The organism is Halosubterraneus shenae, assembly GCF_050510935.1.
Classification (GTDB): domain Archaea; phylum Halobacteriota; class Halobacteria; order Halobacteriales; family Haloferacaceae; genus JBDGPU01.
The window spans coordinates 264,728-286,382 of record NZ_JBNLVO010000003.1 but is presented as its reverse complement, the minus strand read 5'-3'; the positions used below and the strand labels follow the sequence as shown (position 1 = coordinate 286,382).

General features: G+C 68.5%; 22 protein-coding genes. 5 read left to right on the top strand and 17 right to left on the bottom strand.

Translation table 11 applies throughout. From position 1 onward, the window contains the following. Positions 1-16 precede the first annotated feature (16 nt). The 6 genes from ACQE3M_RS07790 to ACQE3M_RS07765 form a co-directional block, all read right to left on the bottom strand. Positions 17-244, bottom strand: coding sequence for a hypothetical protein (locus ACQE3M_RS07790; RefSeq protein WP_430505030.1), 228 nt, complete (start codon positions 242-244; stop codon positions 17-19). A 61-nt stretch (positions 245-305) separates the two neighbouring features. Beyond that, a complete protein-coding gene (locus ACQE3M_RS07785) occupies positions 306-575 on the bottom strand; it encodes a hypothetical protein (RefSeq protein WP_430505029.1) in 270 nt (89 codons plus the stop codon). 14 nt (positions 576-589) lie between these two features. Continuing rightward, positions 590-898 carry a RodZ family helix-turn-helix domain-containing protein gene (locus tag ACQE3M_RS07780; protein WP_430505028.1) on the bottom strand — a complete coding sequence of 103 codons (309 nt, stop codon included), beginning with the start codon at positions 896-898 and terminating at the stop codon, positions 590-592. Positions 899-932: 34 nt separating this feature from the next. Beyond that, positions 933-1,454 (bottom strand): DUF2062 domain-containing protein, encoded by a 522-nt coding sequence (locus tag ACQE3M_RS07775; RefSeq protein WP_430505027.1) that lies wholly within the window; start codon positions 1,452-1,454, stop codon positions 933-935. A gap of 109 nt (positions 1,455-1,563) precedes the next feature. Further along, positions 1,564-3,039 (bottom strand): cysteine--tRNA ligase, encoded by a 1,476-nt coding sequence (gene cysS, locus ACQE3M_RS07770; protein ID WP_430505026.1) that lies wholly within the window; start codon positions 3,037-3,039, stop codon positions 1,564-1,566. 126 nt (positions 3,040-3,165) lie between these two features. Beyond that, positions 3,166-3,696, bottom strand: a complete 531-nt coding sequence (locus tag ACQE3M_RS07765) for a DUF7523 family protein (protein WP_430505025.1) — start codon at positions 3,694-3,696, stop codon at positions 3,166-3,168. Between the two features lie 136 nt (positions 3,697-3,832). Here ACQE3M_RS07765 and ACQE3M_RS07760 point away from each other — a divergent pair, with 136 nt between their 5' ends. Next, complete coding sequence (locus ACQE3M_RS07760; protein WP_430505024.1) at positions 3,833-5,032, top strand: MFS transporter; 1,200 nt, start codon at positions 3,833-3,835, stop codon at positions 5,030-5,032. Positions 5,033-5,119: 87 nt separating this feature from the next. Here the strand turns inward: ACQE3M_RS07760 and ACQE3M_RS07755 are convergent, their stop codons facing one another. The 3 genes from ACQE3M_RS07755 to ACQE3M_RS07745 form a co-directional block, all read right to left on the bottom strand. Further along, complete coding sequence (locus ACQE3M_RS07755) at positions 5,120-7,993, bottom strand: TRAP transporter permease (protein ID WP_430505023.1); 2,874 nt, start codon at positions 7,991-7,993, stop codon at positions 5,120-5,122. Next, positions 7,984-8,400, bottom strand: a complete 417-nt coding sequence (locus ACQE3M_RS07750) for a DUF1850 domain-containing protein (RefSeq protein WP_430505022.1) — start codon at positions 8,398-8,400, stop codon at positions 7,984-7,986. Before ACQE3M_RS07750 ends, ACQE3M_RS07755 begins: the two co-directional genes overlap by 10 nt. 70 nt (positions 8,401-8,470) lie before the next feature. Then, positions 8,471-9,430, bottom strand: a complete 960-nt coding sequence (locus ACQE3M_RS07745) for a TAXI family TRAP transporter solute-binding subunit (protein WP_430505021.1) — start codon at positions 9,428-9,430, stop codon at positions 8,471-8,473. 318 nt (positions 9,431-9,748) lie between these two features. Here ACQE3M_RS07745 and ACQE3M_RS07740 point away from each other — a divergent pair, with 318 nt between their 5' ends. Both ACQE3M_RS07740 and ACQE3M_RS07735 read left to right on the top strand, forming a co-directional pair. Further along, on the top strand, positions 9,749-10,618 hold the full coding sequence (locus ACQE3M_RS07740) for a CbiX/SirB N-terminal domain-containing protein (RefSeq protein ID WP_430505020.1): 870 nt from the start codon (positions 9,749-9,751) through the stop codon (positions 10,616-10,618). A gap of 1 nt (position 10,619) precedes the next feature. After that, positions 10,620-11,834 carry a DR2241 family protein gene (locus ACQE3M_RS07735; protein ID WP_430505019.1) on the top strand — a complete coding sequence of 405 codons (1,215 nt, stop codon included), beginning with the start codon at positions 10,620-10,622 and terminating at the stop codon, positions 11,832-11,834. Positions 11,835-11,915: 81 nt separating this feature from the next. On the opposite strand, the gene ACQE3M_RS07730 is transcribed toward ACQE3M_RS07735, so the two are convergent. The 4 genes from ACQE3M_RS07730 to ACQE3M_RS07715 all read right to left on the bottom strand — a co-directional run bounded on the left by ACQE3M_RS07730 (position 11,916) and on the right by ACQE3M_RS07715 (position 14,739). Continuing rightward, positions 11,916-12,314, bottom strand: a complete 399-nt coding sequence (locus tag ACQE3M_RS07730; RefSeq protein ID WP_430505018.1) for a hypothetical protein — start codon at positions 12,312-12,314, stop codon at positions 11,916-11,918. A 105-nt stretch (positions 12,315-12,419) separates the two neighbouring features. Continuing rightward, positions 12,420-13,031 (bottom strand): DUF7524 family protein, encoded by a 612-nt coding sequence (locus tag ACQE3M_RS07725; RefSeq protein WP_430505017.1) that lies wholly within the window; start codon positions 13,029-13,031, stop codon positions 12,420-12,422. Between the two features lie 64 nt (positions 13,032-13,095). After that, positions 13,096-13,293, bottom strand: a complete 198-nt coding sequence (locus ACQE3M_RS07720) for a methytransferase partner Trm112 (RefSeq protein ID WP_430505016.1) — start codon at positions 13,291-13,293, stop codon at positions 13,096-13,098. A gap of 90 nt (positions 13,294-13,383) precedes the next feature. Next, positions 13,384-14,739 carry an adenylosuccinate synthase gene (locus ACQE3M_RS07715; RefSeq protein WP_430505015.1) on the bottom strand — a complete coding sequence of 452 codons (1,356 nt, stop codon included), beginning with the start codon at positions 14,737-14,739 and terminating at the stop codon, positions 13,384-13,386. A 327-nt stretch (positions 14,740-15,066) separates the two neighbouring features. Between ACQE3M_RS07715 and ACQE3M_RS07710 the strand changes: the two genes are divergently transcribed. Further along, complete coding sequence (locus tag ACQE3M_RS07710; protein ID WP_430505014.1) at positions 15,067-15,372, top strand: hypothetical protein; 306 nt, start codon at positions 15,067-15,069, stop codon at positions 15,370-15,372. A gap of 83 nt (positions 15,373-15,455) precedes the next feature. Here the strand turns inward: ACQE3M_RS07710 and ACQE3M_RS07705 are convergent, their stop codons facing one another. Both ACQE3M_RS07705 and ACQE3M_RS07700 read right to left on the bottom strand, forming a co-directional pair. Further along, positions 15,456-17,849, bottom strand: coding sequence for a DUF7527 domain-containing protein (locus tag ACQE3M_RS07705; protein ID WP_430505013.1), 2,394 nt, complete (start codon positions 17,847-17,849; stop codon positions 15,456-15,458). A 105-nt stretch (positions 17,850-17,954) separates the two neighbouring features. Continuing rightward, complete coding sequence (locus ACQE3M_RS07700) at positions 17,955-18,428, bottom strand: NUDIX hydrolase (protein WP_430505012.1); 474 nt, start codon at positions 18,426-18,428, stop codon at positions 17,955-17,957. Positions 18,429-18,542: 114 nt separating this feature from the next. Between ACQE3M_RS07700 and ACQE3M_RS07695 the strand changes: the two genes are divergently transcribed. Then, on the top strand, positions 18,543-18,848 hold the full coding sequence (locus ACQE3M_RS07695) for a putative quinol monooxygenase (RefSeq protein WP_430505011.1): 306 nt from the start codon (positions 18,543-18,545) through the stop codon (positions 18,846-18,848). Between the two features lie 55 nt (positions 18,849-18,903). Here ACQE3M_RS07695 and ACQE3M_RS07690 read toward each other — a convergent pair whose 3' ends face one another. Together ACQE3M_RS07690 and ACQE3M_RS07685 are read right to left on the bottom strand one after the other, a co-directional pair. Further along, the gene (locus ACQE3M_RS07690) at positions 18,904-20,346 is read right to left on the bottom strand and encodes a sensor histidine kinase (RefSeq protein ID WP_430505010.1); all 1,443 of its coding nucleotides are present in this window, start codon (positions 20,344-20,346) and stop codon (positions 18,904-18,906) included. Between the two features lie 151 nt (positions 20,347-20,497). Continuing rightward, the gene (locus ACQE3M_RS07685; RefSeq protein ID WP_430505009.1) at positions 20,498-21,478 is read right to left on the bottom strand and encodes a transcription initiation factor IIB; all 981 of its coding nucleotides are present in this window, start codon (positions 21,476-21,478) and stop codon (positions 20,498-20,500) included. Between the last annotated feature and the right edge of the window lie 177 nt (positions 21,479-21,655).

Genomic DNA, 21,655 nt, shown 5'->3' with positions numbered 1-21,655 from the left:
GACCGCACCGCGGCCCCTACTCCCGGGGATTCCCTTCACGGGCGTCGATCTCGGTGTAGATCCACCAGGCGGTGAAGTAGACGCCGACGAACAGCAGGAAGCCGACGCCGAACCCGAACACCTGTCGCAGGTCGAGGCCCCCCGCAAGTCGCGAGGAGAGGGTGAAAAGCGCCACGACGAAGACGGCCAGCGCGAACGCTCCAGCCAGCACGTACACGCCGAAGTCCGAGAGCGTTCGATCCATGCATGTATTGACGGTCGGCGGCGACATAAAAACGCCGACTGCGGCGAGTCGAGTGCCTGGCCTACGCGGCTCCGGCTCCGTATCCGAGCAGGAGGCCGCCGGTCAACAGGAGGACGCTGACCCAGAGCGTCGTCGCGTACGTGATCGTCGTCGCGGGATCGACGTAGAGCAGGTACTGCCCGGCGACCACGCCGGCCAGCCCGACGCCTGCGGTCCGCCCGGGCGTCACACGTCGCTCGATGGGGGTGATCAGACCGCCGAGCGCGCGCCGCAGCTGCGCGACCACTGACTGGCACCGTTCGCGAAACTCCGCCGCCGACGGTTCGCTCATGGTCGGTCCTGCCGTCACGCTGGTGGAAAACGTTGGTTGCCGAGGCGTTCGTCCCGGCCAGCGCTGGCGCGAGGCGTATTCGCCAGCGTCGGCACCGTCGCCACAGTCGCCGCCAGCGTCGGCACCGTCGCCACAGTCGCCGCCAGCGTCGGCACCGTCGCCACAGTCGCCGCCAGCGTCGGCACCGTCGCCACAGTCGCCGCCAGCGTCGGCACCGTCGCCACAGTCGCCGCCAGCGTCGGCACCGTCGCCACAGTCGCCGCCAGCGTCGGCACCGTCGCCGCAGTCGCCGCCAGCGTCGGCACCGCCGTCGCCGTCGCCACCCGCGCGCCGCCGCCCGCGCTGTCGACCCCCGCCTCACTCCTCGGGCTCGGCGATGACCGGTTCGACGTCGGCCTCGGGTTCGATCAGCTCCGCAGCCTCCGCGACGACCGCCGCGTCCGTCCGGCGGTAGGCGACGACCGACCTGTGGGTCAGCGCGTAGCAGGGAGCCACGACCGCCACGGCGATGATCAGGCTCCCGAGGAGCAGCCGCGTCAGGACGTCCGGGCCGGCCCGGAAGGAGAGGTCGGCGATCGCGACGCCCTCGACGCTCCCGAGGATGGCGACGCCGACCGCGAAGCTGGCCACGTAGAGGCCCCACTTGACGACCGGGTTGACGACGACGACGGACGCGAACAGGGCGACCTTGCTCACCCGGTCCGAGAGCCACGCGAGCAGCAGGAAGACGACCAGGTTGAGCCCGAGCGTCGGGAACACCGAGAGGAAGACGCCAAAGGTGAAGCTCGCCGAGATCTCACTCGGCGTGTGCGACTCCCGGATGGCCGCCTCGAGTTCCCCCCGGACCCGGGCCCGGAACGCCGATAGCCGCTTTCGCATCGACTGCGTGTTGCCCGAGTCGGAATAAGTAGCTGTCGCCGTTCGGGATGGTGATTCGAAACCCGGCCGCCGCCCGGTCACCTTCCGCGCCCGGGCTCCCGTGGCCGTCTCAGGAGAGCCGGTAGGTCGGGCCTTCGGGGCTGTCCTGCACCTCGACGCCGACCTCCTCGAGCGCGTCGCGGAGCTCGTCCGCGCGCTCGTAGTTGCCGGCCTCCCGCTCCGCCTCACGGACGTCGAGCACGAGCTCGACCAGCTCCTCGGCGAGCTCGGCCTCGCCCGCGGTCTCGGTCCCGAACTGGAGGCCGATCACGTCGCCGCCGAGCTCCTCGAACGTCTCGACGGCGCGTCGCAGCCCGCGGTAGTCGTACTCGGTCCCCTCGTCGAGGTGGCGGTTCACCGCGTCGGTGAGGTCCAGCAGCGCGGTCATCGCCTCGCGGACGTTGAAGTCGTCGTTCATCGCGGCGGTGAACTCCTCGCGGGTGTCCTCGACGGCGCCACGGAGCGCGTGGTCCTCGACCTTCGTGTGCGCGTCCACGGAGTCGACGGCCTCGACGGCGCTGTCGTAGGTGCGTGAGAGGCGCTCCCAGCGCTGCTCGGCCTCCGTGATGGTTTCGTCCGTCAGCGCCTGCTCGGACCGGTAGGCCGCGCCGGCGTAGAAGGTCCGGATGACGTTGACGCCGAGTTCGTCGAGCGCGTCCGGCACCGTCCAGAAGTTGCCGATCGAGGAGGACATCTTCTCGCCCTCCATCGACAGCAGGCCGGCGTGGAGCCAGTACCGGGTGAACTGCTCGCCGGTGGCCGCCTCCGATTGCGCGATCTCGTTCTCGTGGTGCGGGAAGACGAGGTCGCGCCCGCCCATGTGGATGTCGAGCGTGTCGCCGAGGTGCGTCGTCGACATCGCGGAGCACTCGATGTGCCAGCCAGGGCGGCCCTCGCCCCACGGCGAGTCCCAGGTCTGGCCCTCGGGGAGCGCGCCCTCGTGCTCGTGTTTCGCGTGCTCCTCGACAGCCTCCTCGCTCACGCCGCCGGCCTTCCAGAGCGCGAAGTCGGAGGGGTGGCGCTTCTCGGCGCGCTCGTCCGGCTCGCCCTGCGCCTCCAGCTCCTCGAGCTCCTGGTTCGAGAGCTTGCCGTACTCCTCGTAGCTGGTGACGTCGAAGTAGACGGAGCCGTCGGCCTCGTAGGCGTGGCCCGTCTCGACGAGCGTCTCGATGAGGTCGACGATCTCCGGGACGTGCTCGGAGACGCGGGGGTACACCTCCGCGCGCTCCAGGTTGAGGCCGCGCATCGCCTCGAACACCTCGGCCGTGAACGTCTCGGCGACGTCGGCCTCGCCGCCCCACTCGGGGCGCTCGCCGGCGCGGGCGGTGATCTTCTCGTTGACGTCCGTGACGTTCTCGACGTGGCGCACGTCATAGCCGAGGTGAGCGAGCCAGCGGTGGACGATGTCCGCGTGAACCCACAGCCGGGCGTGGCCCAGGTGCGGGTCGTCCGAGACCGTCAACCCACAGACGTACAGCAGGACGTCGTCGTCGGCCGTGAACTCCTCGGTGTCGCCTGTCAGGGTGTTGGTCACGGAAAGTGGCATCGTGGATGTGTTCCCGCGTCCGACGTTTGAAAATGTCGAAAGCTGTGGCAAGTCGTCGGCGGGAAGGACGTAAAGCACCGCGAGGGCGGCGGTCGCGACGGCGCTACCGACGACGCCCCACTCCGCTTATAAATCCGGGACGCGCTCGAGGGCGGCCTCCACCTTCCGGACCGCGTCGGCGCCGTCGCGGCGACCGACGACGACGACCAGCGTCGAGCCGCCGACGCCGGCAGCGCGAACCTCGACGTCGGCGGTGGCGACGACGGCGAGGGCGTTCGCGAGCGCGGCCGCGTCGACGTCCCCGGTCGCGACGATGGCGGTGTGGTCCCCCTCGGGAACGACGGCCGTGTCGCCGACGCGGAGGAGTGGGGGGCCGTCGCGGTCGTCGCCGGTGGCCGCTCCACCGTCCGCGATGTCGACGATTCCGACGCCGCTCCGCATCGCGACGCTGACGCGACGGCCCGTCGCTTCCAGCGGGGGGAGGTCGTCGGCGAAGCGGCTGAGCGCCGTCGCGACCGCCTCGGTGTCGCCGTCGAGCGCGACCTCGTCGGCCAGCCACTCCGCCGCGGCGGTGAAGTTGACGACGCCGGCCCGTAACGCCGTCACGAGGAACGGGCGCTCGCGGGCGGCCGCCCGGGTCTCGGCTGCCAGTGACATGCCGAAAGCGAACGCGACCCCAGCTAATGGTCGTTTCGTTCGGGAGCGACCAGTCGTCAGGAGGGACGAGCGGACGGCGAGACGCTTGCCGTCACCGACATACTCAGAGGCCCCCTCCGGTAAGGACCGATACTCGATGGACCGCGCGTACTGGCGAAGGGTGTCGCTGGTGACGCTGTGGCAGGTGTCGGCGAGTCTCTGTTACTACACCGTCTTCGCGGCGACGCCGTTCCTCAGGGAGGCGTTCGGGCTGACACGCTTCCAGGTCGGGCTCGTCGTGACGACGCTCACGCTGGGCTATGCGGTGTTTCTCCTCCCGCTCGGCGTGGCGACGGACCGCTACGGCGAGCGGCGGACGCTCTCGCTCGGCCTCCTCGGCCTCGCGGCGGGGACGTTGCTCGTGGCCGGGGCCCCGTCGTACGCGCTACTGCTCGCGGCCGTCTTCGTGCTCGGGTCCGTCTACGGGACCGCCATCCCGGGCACGAACAAGGCCATCTTCGACAACGTCGCTGCCGGAAAACAAAACACCGCGATTGGCATCAAGCAGGTGGGCGTCACCGGGGGCAGCGGCCTCAGCGCACTGCTCGTGACTGGGCTCGCGGGCTACTGGGCCTGGCAGGCCGGGTTCCTCGTCGCGAGCGCCGTCGGCGTCGTCGTCGCGGGCGCCTTTTATACCTTCTACCGGGGCAGCGGCGGGAGCGCGGCCGCGGAGCTGCCGGACTTCCGGACGCTGCTGGACAACCGCCCGTACCTCGCGCTGGTCGCCGCGGGCGTGTTCGTCGGCGCGGCGCTGTTCACGACGACCGGGTACACCGTTCTCTACGTCCACGAATCGGTCGGCTCGACCGTCGCGTACGGCGGGGTCGTCCTCGCCAGCGTCCAGCTGTTCGGGAGCGCGGGCCGGCTGCTGTTCGGGTGGCTCTCGGACGCGCTCCCCGGCGAACCGCGGGTCCGGATCGGCGGGCTGCTCCTGGGCCAGCTCGTCGCCAGCGCCGGCCTGTTCGTCGGCGTCGCGTCGACGACCTCCGAACTCGGGGCCGCGGTCGCCTTCTCCACGCTCGGCTTCTTCATCCTGGGCTGTACCGGGGTCTACTACTCCTGTATGGCGACGCTCGTCCCGGCCGACGGCATGGGCGGTGCCACGGCCGGCGGCCAGCTCGCGCTGACGAGCGGCGCGCTGGTGGCCCCGCCGGCGTTCGGTTTCCTCGCGGATACGACGAGCTATCGGGCGAGCTGGCTGTTGCTCGCAGGCATCGCTGTCGTGGGCGCGTTCCTGGTGCTGCTCGTGATTCGCTGGGAGCCGCCGGCGGGGACGAGCGCGGCCGTCGCTGAGTGAGCGCGATACGGTGGCTGCCCCTGGCGTGAAATCGTCTTATAAAAGAGCGGTGGTGGCGCCGGGTCAGGCCTCGGCGTTAGCGCCGAGTCAGGCCTCGGCGACGGGGCCGATCCCGCGGAGCTTCGCGACGAGACCGACGAGGAGTAGCCCGCCGAGCCCACGCGCGACGACGTCCGTCGTCACCGTGTACAGGGTGACGTCGACGCCGGCGACGCCGAGGAGGCTGCCAACGGGCGAGAGCAGCAGCGCCGGCACCATCAGCAGCACCGAGGCGAGCGCGAAGCCGACGCGCTTCGCGCCGGTCACCTCGTCGTCGAGGAAGCCGATGATCGTCACGCTGAGCGCCCAGACGCCGGCGAACATGCCGACGATGGGGATCAGCACCTCGAGCAGGAAGAACGGGATGTCGAGGACGTCCGCGAACGAGATCAGTCGCACTTCGCCGTCGACCCGGCGCAGCAGGACGATCCCCGGCGACAGCACGAACGCGAAGGGGACCAGCACTTTGTTGAGCGACAGCAGGAAGGCGATCTTCCCGGTCGCCCACTCGTCGGCGTTCGCGACGCCGGCCGCGGCGTAGGCGGCGACGGCGACGGGCGGGGTCACGTCCGCCATCAGCCCGAAGTAGAGCACGAACAGGTGCGCGGCCAGCAGCGGGATGCCGAGCCCCTCCAGGGCCCCGCCGAGCGTCGCGACGAGCAGGATGTACATCACCGTCGTCGGCATCCCGAGCCCGAGGATGAGCGCGGAGATGCCGGCGATGAGCAGCAGGAGGATCAGCGAGCCGCCCGACAGCGTGACGATGAGCGACGTGAGGTTCGGGCCGAGCCCGGAGACGCTGATCACGCCGGGGATCACGCCGGCGGCCGCGACCGCAACCACGACGGTCGTCGCCGTCTTCGCGCCGGACTCCATCGACTTCACGACGAACGCGGCGAGCCGGTACGCCTGGTTCTCCGCCAGGCTCGGCCGGCCGAAGGCGGCGGCCGACGACTCGGCCGCCTCGTCGACGCCGGGATCGAGTTCAAGTAGCGACGAATCCGTGTCGGGCTTGAGGAGCAGGAGGGCCATCGAGACCGCGATCGTGATCGGGCCGATGGCGCCGGCTGCGGCCCGCGCGGCGGCCGGCAGTGCGAGCGCCGGCGCGGAGGCTCCAGTCAGGGTCCCCCAGAGGCCAACCCCGAGCGTCGCGTACGAGAGGGTCTGGACACCGAAGGCGGCGGCGAGACCGGCGACCAGGAGCAGTCGGTTGCCGCGGGTGTACGCCGCGACGAACGAGACCAGCGCCACGATAGCGATGATCGTGTACCACCCGGACCGGCCGACGGAGAGCCGGACGACGACGAGGAAGTACAGCAGCAGCGCGATGGGGACGAGGTAGAACCAGCCACGGCGCAGGAGGTCACGGACCTGCGGCAACGCCGAGCGGTCGAGGCCGCCGATGTCGTGTCTGGCGGCCTCGAGGTGGACCATCACCCACATCCCGAAGAAGAAGGCGATGGCGGGGACCGCGGCGGCGACGATGACCTCGCCGTACGGCGTCCCCGTGTACTCGACGATGAGGAACGCGGCCGCCCCCATCACCGGTGGGAGGATCTGGCCGCCGGAGGAGGCCGACGACTCGACGCCGCCCGCGAACTCCGGCGAGTAGCCGGAGCGTTTCATCAGCGGAATGGTGAACGCGCCGGTCGTCACCGTGTTCGCGATGGAGGAGCCGGAGAGCATCCCCATGAAGCCCGAGGCGACGACGGAGGCCTTCGCCGGGCCGCCGCGCCGCGAGCCCGTGAGCGCGTACGCGAAGTCGATGAACCACTTCCCGGCGCCGGACATCTCCAGGAACGCGCCGAAGAGGATGAAGATGTAGATGAACCGGACGGAGACCGTCACGGGGATGCCGAACACGCCCTGCGTAGTGAACCAGAGGTCCTGGACGATGCTCCCCCAGGAGAGTTGCGGGATCGCGAAGATGCCCACGGCGGGAAGCGCGCGCGGAATGAGGTGCCCAAACATCGCGTAGACGATGAACGTCGCGACGAGCCCGGCGAGGAACGTGCCGAGCGCGCGCCGCGTCGCCTCGAGCACGAGCAGGACGCCGACCGTTCCGAGCAACAGCGCGTACGGTGCCTCGACGAACGGAACGCCCACCGCCGCGAGCGCCGACAGCGGCGCCTCGAGGATCGGGAAGACCTCGGCGATCGGCCGGGCGTTCTGGATCCCGCGCGACCGGATGACCGTCCGGATCTCGTCGAACTCGTTGAGCATGTAGATCGGCGTCAGCAGCGAGAGGCCGATCATCGTCACGTCGGCGGGGGTGACCCGGTCGCCGTCGGCGTCGACGGCGAACCAGCGGGCCCCCGCGCGGAGCCGGCCGACCACGGTTGCGCCCGCGTCGCCGGTAGCTGCCGCCACGCGGTCGGCGGCGGCGCCCAGGCGCCGGGCGGCGGGTCCCTCGCCGTGGGTGGTCGGGAACAGCAGGAACGCGAGCGTCAGCGCGAAGGCGACGTGGATCGCGTTGGCCTGCAGCTGCTGGAGCGCGAAGATCTCGACCTGGCGCTCTAAGAGCGGTATCGTGACGCGAAAAGTGAACGAGCGCGCCGCGATGGCCATCTGGAACGCCGAGAACGCGATCGCGATGAGCGTGACTGCGATGGTTGCGACGCCGCGGAGCGAGCGCTTTCGCTCGATCTCGTCGAGCACCTCCTCGGTCTCGTCGCGGGACAGCGACGCGTCGTCCGGGTCGATCTCCTGCATATCCTCCTCGGGACCCGTGTACACTTCGTCGGTGGCGGCATTGCTGGGGTTCGAACCGTCGTCGCTGGCACTCGAGCTGTCCGCGTCGCCGTCGACTGGTCGGTTCGAGTCGTCCGCGTCGCCGTCGATCGGTCGGTTCGAGTCGTCCGCGTCGCCGCCTGGACGGTCGGGGCTATTCGATTCGTCGTCGGTATCGTCGTTTAGACCCATGCTGAACTCGTTTGGAAGATCGTCGGTCGCGTCGTCACGTAGATCCGGACGGTTTCGGCGTCCGACAACGCGACGAGATCGTACGTCTCCGAACCGAAGCGGATCTCGTGGCCGGCGATACGCCCGGGCTTCACGTACAGCTCTTCAGTCGAGTCGTTCGGCTGGAAGACGAAGGTGTCGTTCGCGGTGTGGTTCACGTCGGCCGTCGACGGGAGTCCGGCGCCGTACGAGGAGAACTCCATCCGCGTCATCACGAGCGACTCACCCTGGCGCTCGTACGTCTCGATCACCGGCGTCTTCTCGACGCTGTGTGTGTACTCGAGGACGAAGCCGTCGGCGTCGCTCACGATGAGGGGTTCGCCCTCGGCGGACTCGACCACGATCCGGTGGTCGGTCGGTGCCCCCACGGCGACGGACGTCGCCAGGAGGACAGCGAAAAGCGCCAACAGGGCGGCTGTCGAACGCCGAACCACGGCGTTACTCGAAGTAGCGAGCGGCGCCTTCGTGCAGTTCGATGGACATACCGTCCTGTGCGGTGTCGACGCTAATGAAGTCCGTCTTGATCGTCAACTCGCCGAGGTTGTCGAAGATGGCCGCCGTGACGGCCTCGACGACGTCGGCGCTGTAGTCCGCGCGCGTGGCGATCATCGCCTGCACGGAGACCGTGTTGACTTCCTGGTCGATGTCCGAGTACGTCCCGGCGGGAATGGTGTCGTCCGCGAACCAGGACGCCGCATCCTTCAGGTCGTCGCGGGTGTCGCTATCGAGGTTAAGCAGCTCGACGTCGGCCGTCTCGGCGAGGTCGGCCACCGCGCCGACCGGCCAGCCGCCGACGACGAACGCTGCCTCGACGTCGCCGTCGCGGAGCTGGTCCGCGGCAGTGCCGAAGTCGGCGTTCTGCTGGTCGAAGTCGTCGGTGGTGATGCCGACGGTCTCGAGGATCTGGAGCGCGTTCACCTGCGTCCCGGAGCCGAGGTCGCCGGTGTTGATCGACTTCCCCTCCATGTCCGACAGCGACTCGATGCCGGCGTCGGGGCGCACGACGATGTGGATCGTCTCCGGGTACAGCGTCGCGACGCCGCGCAGACTCTCGACGGGGTTCCCCTCGAACGTCTCGAGGCTCGTGCCGTTCCGCGCGAAGTACGCGACGTCGTTCTGGATCAGCGCGAAGTCGGCGTCGCCCGACCCCAGGCTCCCGACGTTCTCGACGGAGGCGCCGGTCGACTGGACCGTCAGCGAGTGGTCGGTGTTGCCGTCGACGATCGTCTTGAACTCGTTCGAGAGCGGGTAGTACGTCCCGGACTGGCCGCCGGCGTGCCAGGAGATCTGTTCGCCCGAGGAGCCACCCATACAGCCCGCCAGTCCCGCCAGCCCTGCCGCTCCGACGCCTTTCAGTACGTCACGCCGCTCGACGCCGTAGCTTGACTCTGTTGTCATTAAATATACTATGTCTTGCGCATTATAAATAGATGTCGAGGGAGATTGACTGGCGTGGTTTTGCTGTTTTCGTGTGTTTATGTTTGAAGTTCGAAACTCGAACTCGACACAGAACGTCGAAGTCGTCCCCGGTCTTCCGAGTTAGCTCGGAGGGAGGGATCGCGAGACGAACCCGAACACGGCCGGCGGGACTTGCAGCCGGAAGCGCGTCGAACGACCCTCGATCCGGCCGACCATGTTCGGAGACAGTGCCCGATCACACCGACGCGGGTTCGTCGTCTCCGAAGTCCCTAAGAACGGCGCGTCCCTACTGGGAGTATGCAGTCTCTCGTCATCGTCGCACACGGGTCACATTTAAATCCGGACTCCAGTACGCCGACGTACGAGCACGCGGACACCATCCGCTCCGTCGGCGCGTTCGACGAGGTCAGGACGGGCTTCTGGAAGGAGGAGCCCCACATCCGGGAGGTGCTTCGCACGGTCGAAGGTGACGAGGTGTACGTCGTCCCGCTGTTCATCTCGGAGGGCTACTTCACGGAGCAGGTGATCCCCCGCGAGCTCCGCCTCTCCGGGTGGGACGTCGCCGAGTGGGACTCCGACGGGCTCTCCGCGGATACCGCGACGCTCGTCGCCGAGGACATCGGCCGGGAGGTCCACTACTGTGGCCCAGTGGGCACCCACGAGTCGATGACGGACGTGCTCGTGCGCCGCGCGGAGACGGTCACCGGCGATCCCGACGTCGGCGACGGCTTCGGCTTCGCCGTCGTCGGCCACGGCACGGAGCGCAACGAGAACTCCGCGAAGGCCATCGAGTACCACGCCGACCGCCTCCGCGAGCTCGACCGCTTCGACGAGGTGAAAGCGCTCTACATGGACGAGGACCCAGAGGTCGACGACGTGGCCGACTTCTTCGAGGCCGACGACATTGTCGTCGTCCCGCTGTTCGTCGCGGACGGCTTCCACACGCAGGAGGACATCCCCGAGGACATGGGCCTCACCGACGACTACCGCACCGGCTACGACGTCCCCAGCGAGGTCGACGGCCACCGCATCTGGTACGCGGGCGCCGTCGGCACGGAGCCGCTGATGGCGGACGTCATCCTCGAACGCGCCGCCGACGCCGGCGCCGACCTTGGCGACTCGCTCGAGGAAGTGCGTGAAACGACTCGCGTCGCCACGGGGGACTGAGATGGGGCAGTCGCCATCCGCCGCCGACGCGGCCGGGGAGTCCGCCAAAGCACCGGCCGTCAGCCTGACCGACGCCGCCGTCGACGCGCTCCTGCGCGCGGCCGATTCGCTCGGTAGCGACGAGGCGCTCAACTTCGAGGGCCTTCGCGTCGCCCGCACCGAGGACGGCTACGCGTTCGAAGCCGGCGACGAGAGCTGGAGCGGTCTGGACGAGGCCGCCTTCCGCGACGTCGCCGCCGACTACGCGGCGGTCGTCTCCAACTGGCACTTCTGGGAGAGCGTCGTCGGCGACGCGGGCCCGCGGCGGTCCTACCTCTACTGGCTCGAAACCGGCGCGTATCCGGGCGAGTCGCCACCCGAACAGCGCGGCGTCGACGCCGCGTCGGCCGTCCGCGACCGCTACGCCGGCCTCGCGGCGGGCGTCCAGCGCGAGTGGGGGCAGCTGCTCGTCACGGTGACGCTCGCGGACGACGGCACGCGCCGCTACGAGGTTCGCCACGCCGACGAGGCCGGCGCCGACCGAGCGGACCTCGACGTCCACGACCGGCCGGAAGACGCCCGCCGGCTCGTCAAGTTCGACGACGACGGCCGTTACCGGCCGCTGAAGACGGCGCCGTCGCTGCCGACGGGCTGGGCCTTTGCGGACCTCGACCAGCGCGACGCCTACGAGACGGTCGAGACGATCTACCCGGCTACCGTCGCCAACTGGGACCGCGAGCGGCGCGGCGAGCTCGACGTCTCCCACTGGCACGAGACGATGCAGCGCCAGACGGGGATGTACGGCCTCATCGAAACCTGGGACCGCCAGGAGGGCCACGAGCACGTCGAGTGGGTCGCGGAGGCCTGCTGTGACGACTCCCAGTGTGTGAAGCGTCGCGAGTGGCAGTACGACGCGGACACCGAGCTCGAGGCCGACGGCGGCGACGGCGAGTTCCCGTGCCGGGAGCCCTGCTCGGTCGTCGTCAGCGCGGCCCGCAAGTGGACGAAGCTCGAGGCCGAGGCCGAGCGGACCTACGAGTTCGAGCTCACGCCCAGCGAGAAGGAGCAGGTCGAGGAGATTATCGACGCCGTCGCGGACGGCCGCACCGAGGAGATCCGCGAGGCCGACCTCGGCGAGGGGGCGAACCGCTATCGCGCCCGCTTCCTCCGGGCGAAGCGGTTCGACGAGGACGGGAACCTCGGGGGCGTCCCGACGGACCCGGACGTGGACGAGTAGCTGTGCTCGACAGGTCCGGAATCCCGTCGACTGGTGGTTCCCGGATAGGCTGACCCACTCGGGGGGCGGTCGCGGATCGATCTAACATTGTTGCATTGATTTCGTCCAGTAATCGACGCCGCCGTTATCGAGCAGAGTGACCCGAACCCCGACACAGTTCTCGTCGCCGTCGACGTGGTCCGCAACGTTGACCTCGCGAGTTTCGCCGTCGACCGTGGCCCGAACGACGTAGTCGCCCGGCTCGTCGACCGGTTCCTCCACGTTGACGGATGCAGTGTCCGGAGTCGTTCCCAACCGGTACGTTTCGGCGAACACCGCGTCGCCGGATTCCCTGACGACGACGGTCACGTCGTTCGGTTCGTCACGGTCGTTTCGTAGCCAGATCCACGCGATCCGCGGTCGCGGCCGGGGCCGTCCCCCGTCGAGGCAACCGCCCGCCAGCGCGGTGACACCGAGGGAAAGGAGGGCGCGGCGCTTCATCGGCGTGCTACTCGACTGGCGACCGTCTCGGTTTCGTGTCGGACCATTCCCTGTATCGTGATGACTGTCGTGACGCTAGCGGACGCACTGGTCGTCGCACCGCTGCTACGGCGACCCGGACCGGGAGTCAGACTGCAGCACGGCCAGCGCGCCGACCGCGGCGACGATGACGACCAAGACGCCCAGAGTCACGACCGTACTCCGAACGAGGACGCCGACGAGGATCGCGGCCGCGACGGCGAGGGCGACGAACACGTGCGCGGCAGTGATCCGCGGGATCGCGGACCGGTCCGGGAGCGCATCGGCGACGGCCTCGACCGGCGACTCCGAGGAGCTCGTCGACTCGTCGGTCGCGGGCTTCGCGAGATCCTCGTCGAGGATCACCGGCTGTTCCTCCTCGGGAACCGGTTCGACCGCGACGTCGACGTAGTGTGTCTCGGAGCCGTGGCCCGCGGCGATCTTCAGTTTCCCGCCCGTCGGCTGCGCGGGCTCTCGCGTGTCGACGCGGACCCGCGTGATCGAGTTCGCGTCGACGTAGTGACTGGTCGCGGCCGGCTTCGCGACGCGGGCGAGCTCGTCGTCGACGTTGAGGTGAACGTGGACTGGCTGTCCCCGGTTCCGGAGCTCGATGGTGAACGGTTCCGTCGTGGTGAACTCCGTGGGAGCCTGGATCGAGTAGACGCCGTCCCTGTTCAGCTCGACCGGGAGTGTCGGCACGTTTGCGTTGTTCCGCCGACGGTAGAAAAAACTTCAGTCCCGAGATGAGTTAATCGGGTCGTCGCTACGCCGCGGCTTCCTCGCGCATGTCCGGGGGCAGCAGGTTCGGGATCCCATCCTCGATGGGGTACGTTTCGCCACACTCGGTGCAGGTAAGCGTCCCCTGGAGGATCTCGTCGTCGTCGTCGCGGTCGTCGACCTCGAGCTCGAGGTCGTGTTTGTCCACCGGACAGCAGATGATGTCCATCAGCGACTCCTTCATAAAGCGAGGTTACACCGGACCGGGCAAAAGTGTGCGGGTTGCGGGTCGGGGCCGAGGCGCCGCCTGGGTCGTCTCCGTTGCGGCGATCCGTTACTGCTTCTTGTACGGGTTGACGACCTCGACGGTGTCCTCGCGGTCCGGGCCGACGCCCACGGCGTACACGTCGGCGTCGACCTCCTCGGCGATGTACGCGAGGTACGTCTGCGTCGCTTCCGGCAGCGCGTCGTAGCCCGCCTCGGCGACGGCGGTCCAGTCGACCTCGTCCCAGGTGTCGAACTCGCGGTAGATCGGCTCACAGCGGGCCCATTCCTCGGCCGTCGCGGGGACCGTCTCGATAACCTCGCCGTCGAGTTCGTACGCGTGGGCGACCTTCAGCTCGTCGAGCCCGGCGAGCACGTCGACGTGGTTGACGGCGACGCCGGTGAAGCCGGACACGCGCGAGGCGTGGCGCAGCATCGGCAGGTCGAGCCACCCGATGCGGCGCGGGCGCCCCGTGACGGTGCCGAACTCCCCGCCCTTCTCGCGGATGAAGTCGGCGAGGGCCTCCTCCTGCTCGTCGCCGTCCAGTTCGGTCGGCATCGGGCCACTGCCGACCCGGGAGAGGTACGCCTTCACGATGCCGACGACCTCGCCCTGGCCGACGACGGTTGGCCCGACGCCCGAACCGACCGCCGCGCCGCCGGCGGTCGGGTTCGAGGAGGTGACGAACGGGTAGTTACCGTGGTCGATGTCGATGGAGGTTCCCTGCGCCCCCTCGAACATGATGCGGTCGCCCGCCTGCATGCGGTGATGGAGGAAGTCGCTGCAGTTGACCGTCATGCCGCCGTCGGCGAGGCGCTCGCCAAATTCGGCGAACTCCTCGAGGAGGGCGTCGACGTCGAAGGCGTCCTCGCGGTCCGTGCCGTCGATCTCGAGTCCATGGACGTCCTCGACCAGGGCCCGCTTCTGCGGGACGACGTACTCCAGGCGCTCGCGGAGCGTCTCGCGGTCGGCAAGGTCACCGATGCGGACGCCGCGGCGGCCGACCTTGTCCTCGTAGGTCGGGCCGATGCCGCGGCCGGTCGTGCCGACCTCCGTGCCGGACTCGTCCTCGGCTTTCACCTCCTCCTCGATGCCGTCGAGGACGCGGTGGTACGGCATGATGACGTGAGCGCGGCGGGCGACGCGCACGTCCGGGTCGAGCCCCTTCTCGCGGAGCCCGTCGATCTCGTCGAACAGCGTGCGCGGGTTGACGACACAGCCGTTGCCGAGGACGCCGACCTTCCCTCGAACGGCCCCGCTCGGCACGAGCGACAGTTTGTACTCCTCGCCGCCTTCGACGACGGTGTGGCCGGCGTTGTCGCCGCCCTGATAACGGACTACGACGTCCGCGTCCCCTCCCCACCGGTCGACGAGGGCGCCCTTGCCCTCGTCTCCCAGCTGGGAGCCGACGATGGTAACAGTCATATACAGTCTCAGTTCAAGGGGGGATTGTAAACAGATTTCGGTCGCGGTCAACGAGATGTGCAGGGATATGGATCAGATGTCGGAGTAGGCGGGGTACCTATCGACGGTCGTGCATGATGCGCCGCTGCCGACGGGTCGCTCAGCTCTCGTTCGTCGGCGCCGCGATCCCCGACTCCGTCGGGATCGTTCCCCGATTGCCTCCCCGAATTACCGACGCCAGACCCGAACCGTTAACTCCTCGCACGGTATAGCTTTCATTCCACGCTTCTGGGAACGCCGTTCCCGACAATAACTTTTAAAGCCTGGCATGACGAGTTAACATATGGCATGATAGACCGGCTAGAGAAAGAAGTCGATATGCTGGAACGGCATCTTCAGGTTCTGAAGATGGTGATCGAGAACGAACCGATCGGCATCGTGAAGATGTCGAACGAGACGGGCTACCCCCATCACAAGGTCCGCTACTCGCTGCGCGTCCTCGAGGAGGAGAACCTCATCGAGCCGTCCAGCCAGGGAGCGATCACGACGGAGCGCACCCAGGAGTTCGTCGACGAGCTCGACGACAAGCTCGACGACATCGTCGACAGCCTGGGCACGATGCGCATCGACTCGGCGACCGAAGTCGAGAGCTAACGCCGGAACTCGTCCGGGACCGCAGACCGTTACAGCTGAATTTCGCCCCGCAAACGAGAGGTCGGGGACGCTCCGACTGCGAGTTACAGCTCGGGCACGGTCAGGTGGAAGCCGCCGTCTCGCGATTCGGCGAGACAGAGATGGTACCCCTGCTTGCGTGAGATCTTGACGTAGCTCTTCTTCTTCGACCGACTGAGCAGCCCGCCGCCCGTCGCGTCGTCGGCCGTCTCCAGCGCGCCCGGCTTGAAGAAGCTCGACGTGACGGCGAACGCGCTCGCGAACTCGTCGCCGGACTCCGCGACGAGACTGGAGTCCTCGACCAGCTGGTCGAGCGACCCCTTCGCCGTCGGGTCCCGACTGGCGTTCAGGTCGGCGACGAACAGCGGGTTCCCCATCCGGTTGCGCAAGACGAGGTCGAAATCGCGCTGCTCGCGCGTCTCCTCGCCGTTCTCCTGGTGGACGATCTGGACGGTGCCGCCGATCTCCGCGCGGTCGATCTCGGGGATCGCATCGTACAGCTCCTGGAGGTCGCCCGTGTTGCCCGTGTCCTGGATCTCGAACAGCAGGTCCTCGACGAGCCACCGGGTGAAGCCGTACTCCATCGTGTCCCGGAGGAACGCCTCGTAGGGCTGGTCGTCGACGACGACGCCGTCGGCCTCGAAGCTCGTGTGGTGTTCCAGTTGCAGGTTGTTCACCAGCTCCTCTCGGTCGACCTCGTCGTCGCGGGCCTTCTCCAGCGTCGCGCCGCCTTGCGAGCCGTAGCGCACGAACAGGTTCGTTCCGTCCAGCGCGTCCGCCGGCGACATCATCTGGTCGCCGTCCGGGAGCTGCGCCCGAGCCTCGCGGAGTTCGCCGCGGACGCTCTCCAGCTCCGATTCGAGCTCGGCGACGCGGGATTCGAGCCGCTCGTTCGTCTCGCGGAGTTCGTCCCGCTCGGCGGCGACCTCGTCGCGCTCCTCGACGAGCGCCTTGCGCTTTGCCTCCGTCTCCTCGAGCGCGCTCTCCAGCCGGTTCACGCGACGGTGGAGCTGGCTTCGCTTGACCGACTCGCGCTCGTTCACGTCCTCCGAACCGGCGCCAGCCCCGGATCCGTTCGCCTCGCCCGCCGAGGCGGTCTTCTCCGATCGCGTGCTTCCCGCGGCGGACGAGTCCGCCGTCGACGCACTCGCCGCAGCTTGCTTGCTCGAAGCGGCCTGTTTCCCCGAGGTCGCTTGCTTGCTCCCCGAGGCGGACGAGGAGCGACCGTCGGTGGCGCCGGTTTCGGCCGACGACCGTGAGGAGCGGGCTGCCGACCCGGACTCCTGTTCGCGGACGACGTCCGCGGACTCGTCGGGGTCCAGCGCGGGGATCGATTTCGTCTCCCGCCACTCCTCCTCCTCGGAGAAGACGTCTTCGTCGGCGTCAGGCGGAACGTCCCCCTCCGTCGCCGACCCGTCTTCCTCCTCGGACTCGGTTGCCGGAGTCGCCGAGGGGTCGGTCGCCGACGACGCGCCGGGGGACCCCGAGGCGGCGCCGTCGGTCGGGGAACCAGCCTCCCCGTCGGCGGAGTTCGCGCCCGTGTCAGGGGCCGTCCGCTCGGCTGGTTCCGTCTCTGGCTCGTCGGTCTTCGTCTCGGGTTCGTCCGTCTCAGTCCCGGCATCGGCCGACGGTGAGTCGTCCATTTCTCCGGATTCGCCGGCGTCGTCAGCAGCCGCACTCGGTGCGGGGTCGACGGGGCCGGACGGGTCCGTCGTCGCGTCCGCCTCGTCCGTCGCGGGGTCGTCCTCGGCGTCGTCGACGGTGACGCCCCCACCGACACCGGCGGCGACGTTGCCGAGGCCGTGGTCGTCGCTGTCCGTATCAGTGTCTGTGCTGTCGGTGTCGCTGCTGGCGGCCGTGTCGCTGCCGTCGACGGTCTCGGTACCGCCGGCGACTCCCGTGCTCCCGACGTCGTCGGGGTCAGGCACCTGGCGGACGTCGAGGTCGACCTCGTGAACGGTGTAGATCCCGACCTCGTCGTTCGCGAGTTCGAAGGCCTCCTCGCCGGTTTTGAGCGTGTCGTTGCTGCTCCCCGTGAAGGCGGCCGACAGCGACTCGCCGCCGTAGTAGGCGACGTAGTAGTCGCCCGAGAGGACGTTCTCCGAGAGCTCGACGTAGCCCGTGAAGTTGCCCGCGGAGAGCTTCCGGTCGGCGTCGGCAAGCGGCGTGTCGTTCGTGTAGTACTGTGCGCGCTCGCGGCCGCCCTCCTCGAGCATGGCGTAGAGGAGCGGCAGCGATTCGTGCGGGGCTTCGTAGGCGGTGCCCGAGGCCGTCTCGAACCCCTCGAGGGTGCCGTCGACGACGCCGACGACCCGGCCGTTCAGCATGAACAGCCAGGCAGCGCCGTCCGTGACGGCTCCCGAGAAGTCGCGGTCCGCGAGCGCCCGGAGCCCGTCGAACCCGTCCGAGAACGACTCGGAATCCCATCCGGTCACCCTGTCGATGCGGTCGGCGTCCATTTGGGTTTCCTCATCGGCATTGACGCAAATACTTTCCGGAGGCGCAGGACAGCCGTCTGACGCGCTTTCGGCGAAATGGGATCGCTGGCGCGACGGGCCGTCGGGCTACCGGTCGCGGACGGCCGCGATCGCCTCGCAGCCGAGCTCGACGACGTCGGGTTCGAGGTCGCTCGCGCGCAGCTGCTCGGGGGTGTACCAGTCCCACTCGTCGACGCTCGCCTCGTCGTCGCCGTTCGGGTCGATCTCCCGGCTGTCGACCTCGGCGAAGTAGAGGTGGTCGATGTGCTGGTGGCCGACCTGGCCGTCCGGATGGACGTTGATGTCGTGGAGGACGAGGTGGGCTGGCTCCGGGAGCCCGCGGCTGTTCTCGCCGGGGACATCGCTCTGGGTCGCGAGGAGGTCGGGGTCGAGCCCGGTCTCTTCCCGGACCTCGCGGATCGCGGCCTCGTGCGGGAGCTCGTCGCGGTCGACGTGGCCCCCCGGCGGGAGGTGGATCCCCAGCCGGTCGTGGGCGTGCAGCGCCGTCGCACCGTCGTTGACGACGTACGTCGTCGCGGTGAAGTGGCGGGTCGTTTCCATGCGCTGCGTTGCGAACGCCGGGGGTAAAATCCCGTCTTTCGAACCGCGCCCGGGACTCCGTGGGCTTCCGGCTTCGGGTGGGTTTTTGAGGCGTTAGCCCGTCGATAGTTCCGTATGATAGTGCTACACGCGACGTTCCCCATCGACCCCGACAAGCGCGAGGAGGCACTCGATCTGATCGCGGACCTCGTCGAGCAGTCCCAGGCGGAGGACGGCATGATCGACTACCGAGCCACGACCGAGGTCGGGAACCCGAACACGGTCCGCTTCTTCGAGCAGTACGAGGACGAAGCTGCCTTCGAGGCCCATACGCAGACGGACCACTTCCAGGAGTTCGAGGCGGCGCTCCCCGAGTTCCTCGCGGGCGAACCTGAGGTGCTCAAGTTCGACGTCGACTCGGCGTCGGAACTGGAGCTGTAGCCCGCGGCCGAGCCGTCGACCGCTTTTTAAGGTCACCTCGCGATCGACTGGCCGACTAGCGCGCGACGTCTACGTCCGTGAACTCGAACCGCGAGCCGCCGCGCTGGCTCTCCGTGACGTCGACCGTCCAGCCGTGTGCCTGCGCGATCTCCCTGACGATGGTCAGGCCGAACCCGGTCCCGCCGGACCGGGTCGTGTACCCGTGTTCGAACAGCGTCTCGCGGTCCGCCGGCGGCAGTCCGGTCCCGTCGTCCGCGACGTAAAAGCCGTCGTCGTCGATCGGGCCGACCCTGACAGAGACGTCTTCGCCGCCGTGCTCGACCGCGTTCCGAAACAGGTTCTCCAGCAGGTGCCGGAGCCGGTCCTCGTCGGCGCGGATCTCGAAGGGTTCGACGACCTCGAGCTCGGCGGCCGCCGTGTCGACCGTCTCCCAGCACAGCGGCGCGACGGTACTCACGTCGACCGGCTCGGGCTCCGAGACCGTCTGCCCCTGTCGGGCCAGCACGAGCGTGTCCTCGATGATGGCCTCCATGCGGTCGAGGGCATCTCCTATCTTCCGGAGATGCTCGTTCCCGTCAGCGTTGGTGTCCACGTCGGCCTCGACAAGCTCCAGATGTCCCTCCGCGACGCTCAACGGGTTTCGCAGGTCGTGCGAGACCATGCTCGCGAACCGGTCGAGGCGCTCGTTCTGGGCTTCCAGTTCCGCTCGAAGCTCGTGCTGCCTCGTGACGTCGCGTGCCGCGAAGATGACGGCCTCCTCGCCGTCGACGGGCTCGGCGATCGGCGTCGCGCGCCCCTCGAACCAGCGGCCGCCACGCGCGGTCTCGATCCGGTACTCCACCGTTTCGATCGATCCCGTTTCGGCCGCTTCCCGAACGGCGTCGAGGATAGTGTCGGCCGGCTCCGGCGAGAGGACGTCGTGGACGGTCTCGCCGACCAGGTCGTCGGCTGTGTGGGTCCGGCCGCCCCCGCGCTCCCACCCGAGGATGGCGTCGAGGTACTCGCCGTCGGTGTCGTAGATGAAGGCGTAGTCCGGAAACGCCTCCGTGAGCGCGTCGTACCTGCTCTCGACGTCGCGGAGCTGCTCCCGTCGCCGATCGGCCCGCCAGACGGTCGTCCCGAGCAGGAGGCCACCGGCGGTGCCGAAGATGGTCATCTGGACGACGATGGTCCACGGTTTGAGCTGCCCCTGTTCGAGCTGGAGGCCGATCACCCAGCCGGCGACGAGGAGCGTCGCCGCGAACCCGGCGACCGCGCACTTCGTCGCCACGACCAGCGAGCTCGCGTCGCGATCGCTGGCGGCGAGCCGGCCGGCAGCGACGGGGATCGCGAGCGCGAGGGCGAGCGGGACGACGTTCTCGACGAGCGTCGACCTGAGCGACGTTCCCTGGACGAGCCAGTCCTGGAGCACGTCGAACAGCACGGCGCCGGCCAACGCGACCCCCAGCAGCGTGAGGAGGCCGATGGCGGCCCGCTCTCGCGCGATAGACGGATGCACTGTCTAGCGATACGGCTCCGCGGTTATATACAGCGGGAATTCTCTCCCCTTAGAAAGGACGAAATACCACTGCGTTCACAGGACTGGTCGATGCACGGCGTATCCGGCTCAAAAGGAGCTATTTAAAAAGGCGACAGTCGTTCGGCCCGTCTCAGGGCATCGCGATCTGCTCTTCGGCCTCGAGCAGCTCGTGGTAGCGGTTCCGGATGGTGACCTCGCTGATGTTCGCGACCTCGCTGACCTCGCTCTGTGTCACCTTCTCGTTGGTGAGCAGCGAGGCGGCGTAGACGGCGGCCGCGGCGAGGCCGACCGGCGATTTGCCCGAGTGGATCCCCTGCTCCTTCGCCGTCGAGAGGAGCTGTCGCGCGCGACGCTCCGACTCGTCGGAGAGGTCGAGGTCGGAGGCGAACCGCGGGACGTAGCTCTCGGGGTCGGCCGGCTGGATCTCGAGTTTGAGCTCGCGGACGACGTAGCGGTACGTCCGGGCGATCTCGTCCTTCTCGACGCGGGAGACGTTCGCGATCTCGTCGAGGCTCCGCGGGGTTCCGGCCTGTCGGGCGGCGGCGTACAGCGCGGACGTCGCGACGCCCTCGATGGAGCGCCCGGGGAGGAGGTCCTCGTCGAGCGCGCGACGGTAGATGACCGACGACGTCTCGCGGACGTTGTCGGGGAGGCCCAGCGCGGAGGCCATCCGGTCGATCTCGCCGAGCGCCTGCTTCAGGTTTCGTTCCTTCGAGTCTCGGGTCCGGAAGCGCTCGTTCCAGGTGCGGAGCCGCTGCATCTTCTCGCGCTGGCGGCTCGACAGCGAGTTGCCGTAGGCGTCCTTGTCCTGCCAGCCGATGTTCGTCGAGAGCCCCTTGTCGTGCATCATGTTCGTCGTCGGGGCACCGACGCGGGATTTCTCGTCCTTCTCCTTGGAGTCGAACGCGCGCCACTCCGGGCCGCGGTCGATCGTCTCCTCGTCGACGACGAGGCCGCAGTCGCTACAGACGGTTTCACCGTGTGCGGTGTCGGTCGTCAGCTGACCGCCACACTCGGGACAGACCAGTTGCTCCTCCTGTTCCTCCTCGGTCTCCGCTTCGGTTTCGTCGCGGGCACGCTCCCCGGTGTGGTTTCGCACGTTTTCACTCATTTTGCTGAAGTAGGCTGGAGGGTCCGAAAGATGGATCTCGGATCCGTTCTCCGTATCAGTAACGAGGTTTGCCAGACATTTAAAAGCGTCGGCTGAAGGATTCGACGAAGACGCCAGAAATCAACCGACAGAAGGCCTATGACAGCAGACCAGCCCGGATCCGAACCTCCAGTCGAT

Bases quoted from the DNA above. Each gene is read 5' to 3' on its own strand.
- ACQE3M_RS07720 (WP_430505016.1), bottom strand. From the start codon at position 13,293: ATGAAGGAGTCGCTGATGGACATCATCTGCTGTCCGGTGGACAAACAC.
- ACQE3M_RS07685 (WP_430505009.1), bottom strand. From the start codon at position 21,478: ATGAGTGAAAACGTGCGAAACCACACCGGGGAGCGTGCCCGCGACGAA.
- ACQE3M_RS07735 (WP_430505019.1), top strand. From the start codon at position 10,620: ATGGGGCAGTCGCCATCCGCCGCCGACGCGGCCGGGGAGTCCGCCAAA.
- ACQE3M_RS07775 (WP_430505027.1), bottom strand. From the start codon at position 1,454: ATGCGAAAGCGGCTATCGGCGTTCCGGGCCCGGGTCCGGGGGGAACTC.
- ACQE3M_RS07700 (WP_430505012.1), bottom strand. From the start codon at position 18,428: ATGGAAACGACCCGCCACTTCACCGCGACGACGTACGTCGTCAACGAC.
- ACQE3M_RS07705 (WP_430505013.1), bottom strand. From the start codon at position 17,849: ATGGACGCCGACCGCATCGACAGGGTGACCGGATGGGATTCCGAGTCG.
- ACQE3M_RS07785 (WP_430505029.1), bottom strand. From the start codon at position 575: ATGAGCGAACCGTCGGCGGCGGAGTTTCGCGAACGGTGCCAGTCAGTG.
- ACQE3M_RS07715 (WP_430505015.1), bottom strand. From the start codon at position 14,739: ATGACTGTTACCATCGTCGGCTCCCAGCTGGGAGACGAGGGCAAGGGC.
- ACQE3M_RS07740 (WP_430505020.1), top strand. From the start codon at position 9,749: ATGCAGTCTCTCGTCATCGTCGCACACGGGTCACATTTAAATCCGGAC.
- ACQE3M_RS07755 (WP_430505023.1), bottom strand. From the start codon at position 7,993: ATGGGTCTAAACGACGATACCGACGACGAATCGAATAGCCCCGACCGT.
- ACQE3M_RS07765 (WP_430505025.1), bottom strand. From the start codon at position 3,696: ATGTCACTGGCAGCCGAGACCCGGGCGGCCGCCCGCGAGCGCCCGTTC.
- ACQE3M_RS07745 (WP_430505021.1), bottom strand. From the start codon at position 9,430: ATGACAACAGAGTCAAGCTACGGCGTCGAGCGGCGTGACGTACTGAAA.
- ACQE3M_RS07760 (WP_430505024.1), top strand. From the start codon at position 3,833: ATGGACCGCGCGTACTGGCGAAGGGTGTCGCTGGTGACGCTGTGGCAG.
- cysS (WP_430505026.1), bottom strand. From the start codon at position 3,039: ATGCCACTTTCCGTGACCAACACCCTGACAGGCGACACCGAGGAGTTC.
- ACQE3M_RS07695 (WP_430505011.1), top strand. From the start codon at position 18,543: ATGATAGTGCTACACGCGACGTTCCCCATCGACCCCGACAAGCGCGAG.
- ACQE3M_RS07790 (WP_430505030.1), bottom strand. From the start codon at position 244: ATGGATCGAACGCTCTCGGACTTCGGCGTGTACGTGCTGGCTGGAGCG.
- ACQE3M_RS07730 (WP_430505018.1), bottom strand. From the start codon at position 12,314: ATGAAGCGCCGCGCCCTCCTTTCCCTCGGTGTCACCGCGCTGGCGGGC.
- ACQE3M_RS07710 (WP_430505014.1), top strand. From the start codon at position 15,067: ATGATAGACCGGCTAGAGAAAGAAGTCGATATGCTGGAACGGCATCTT.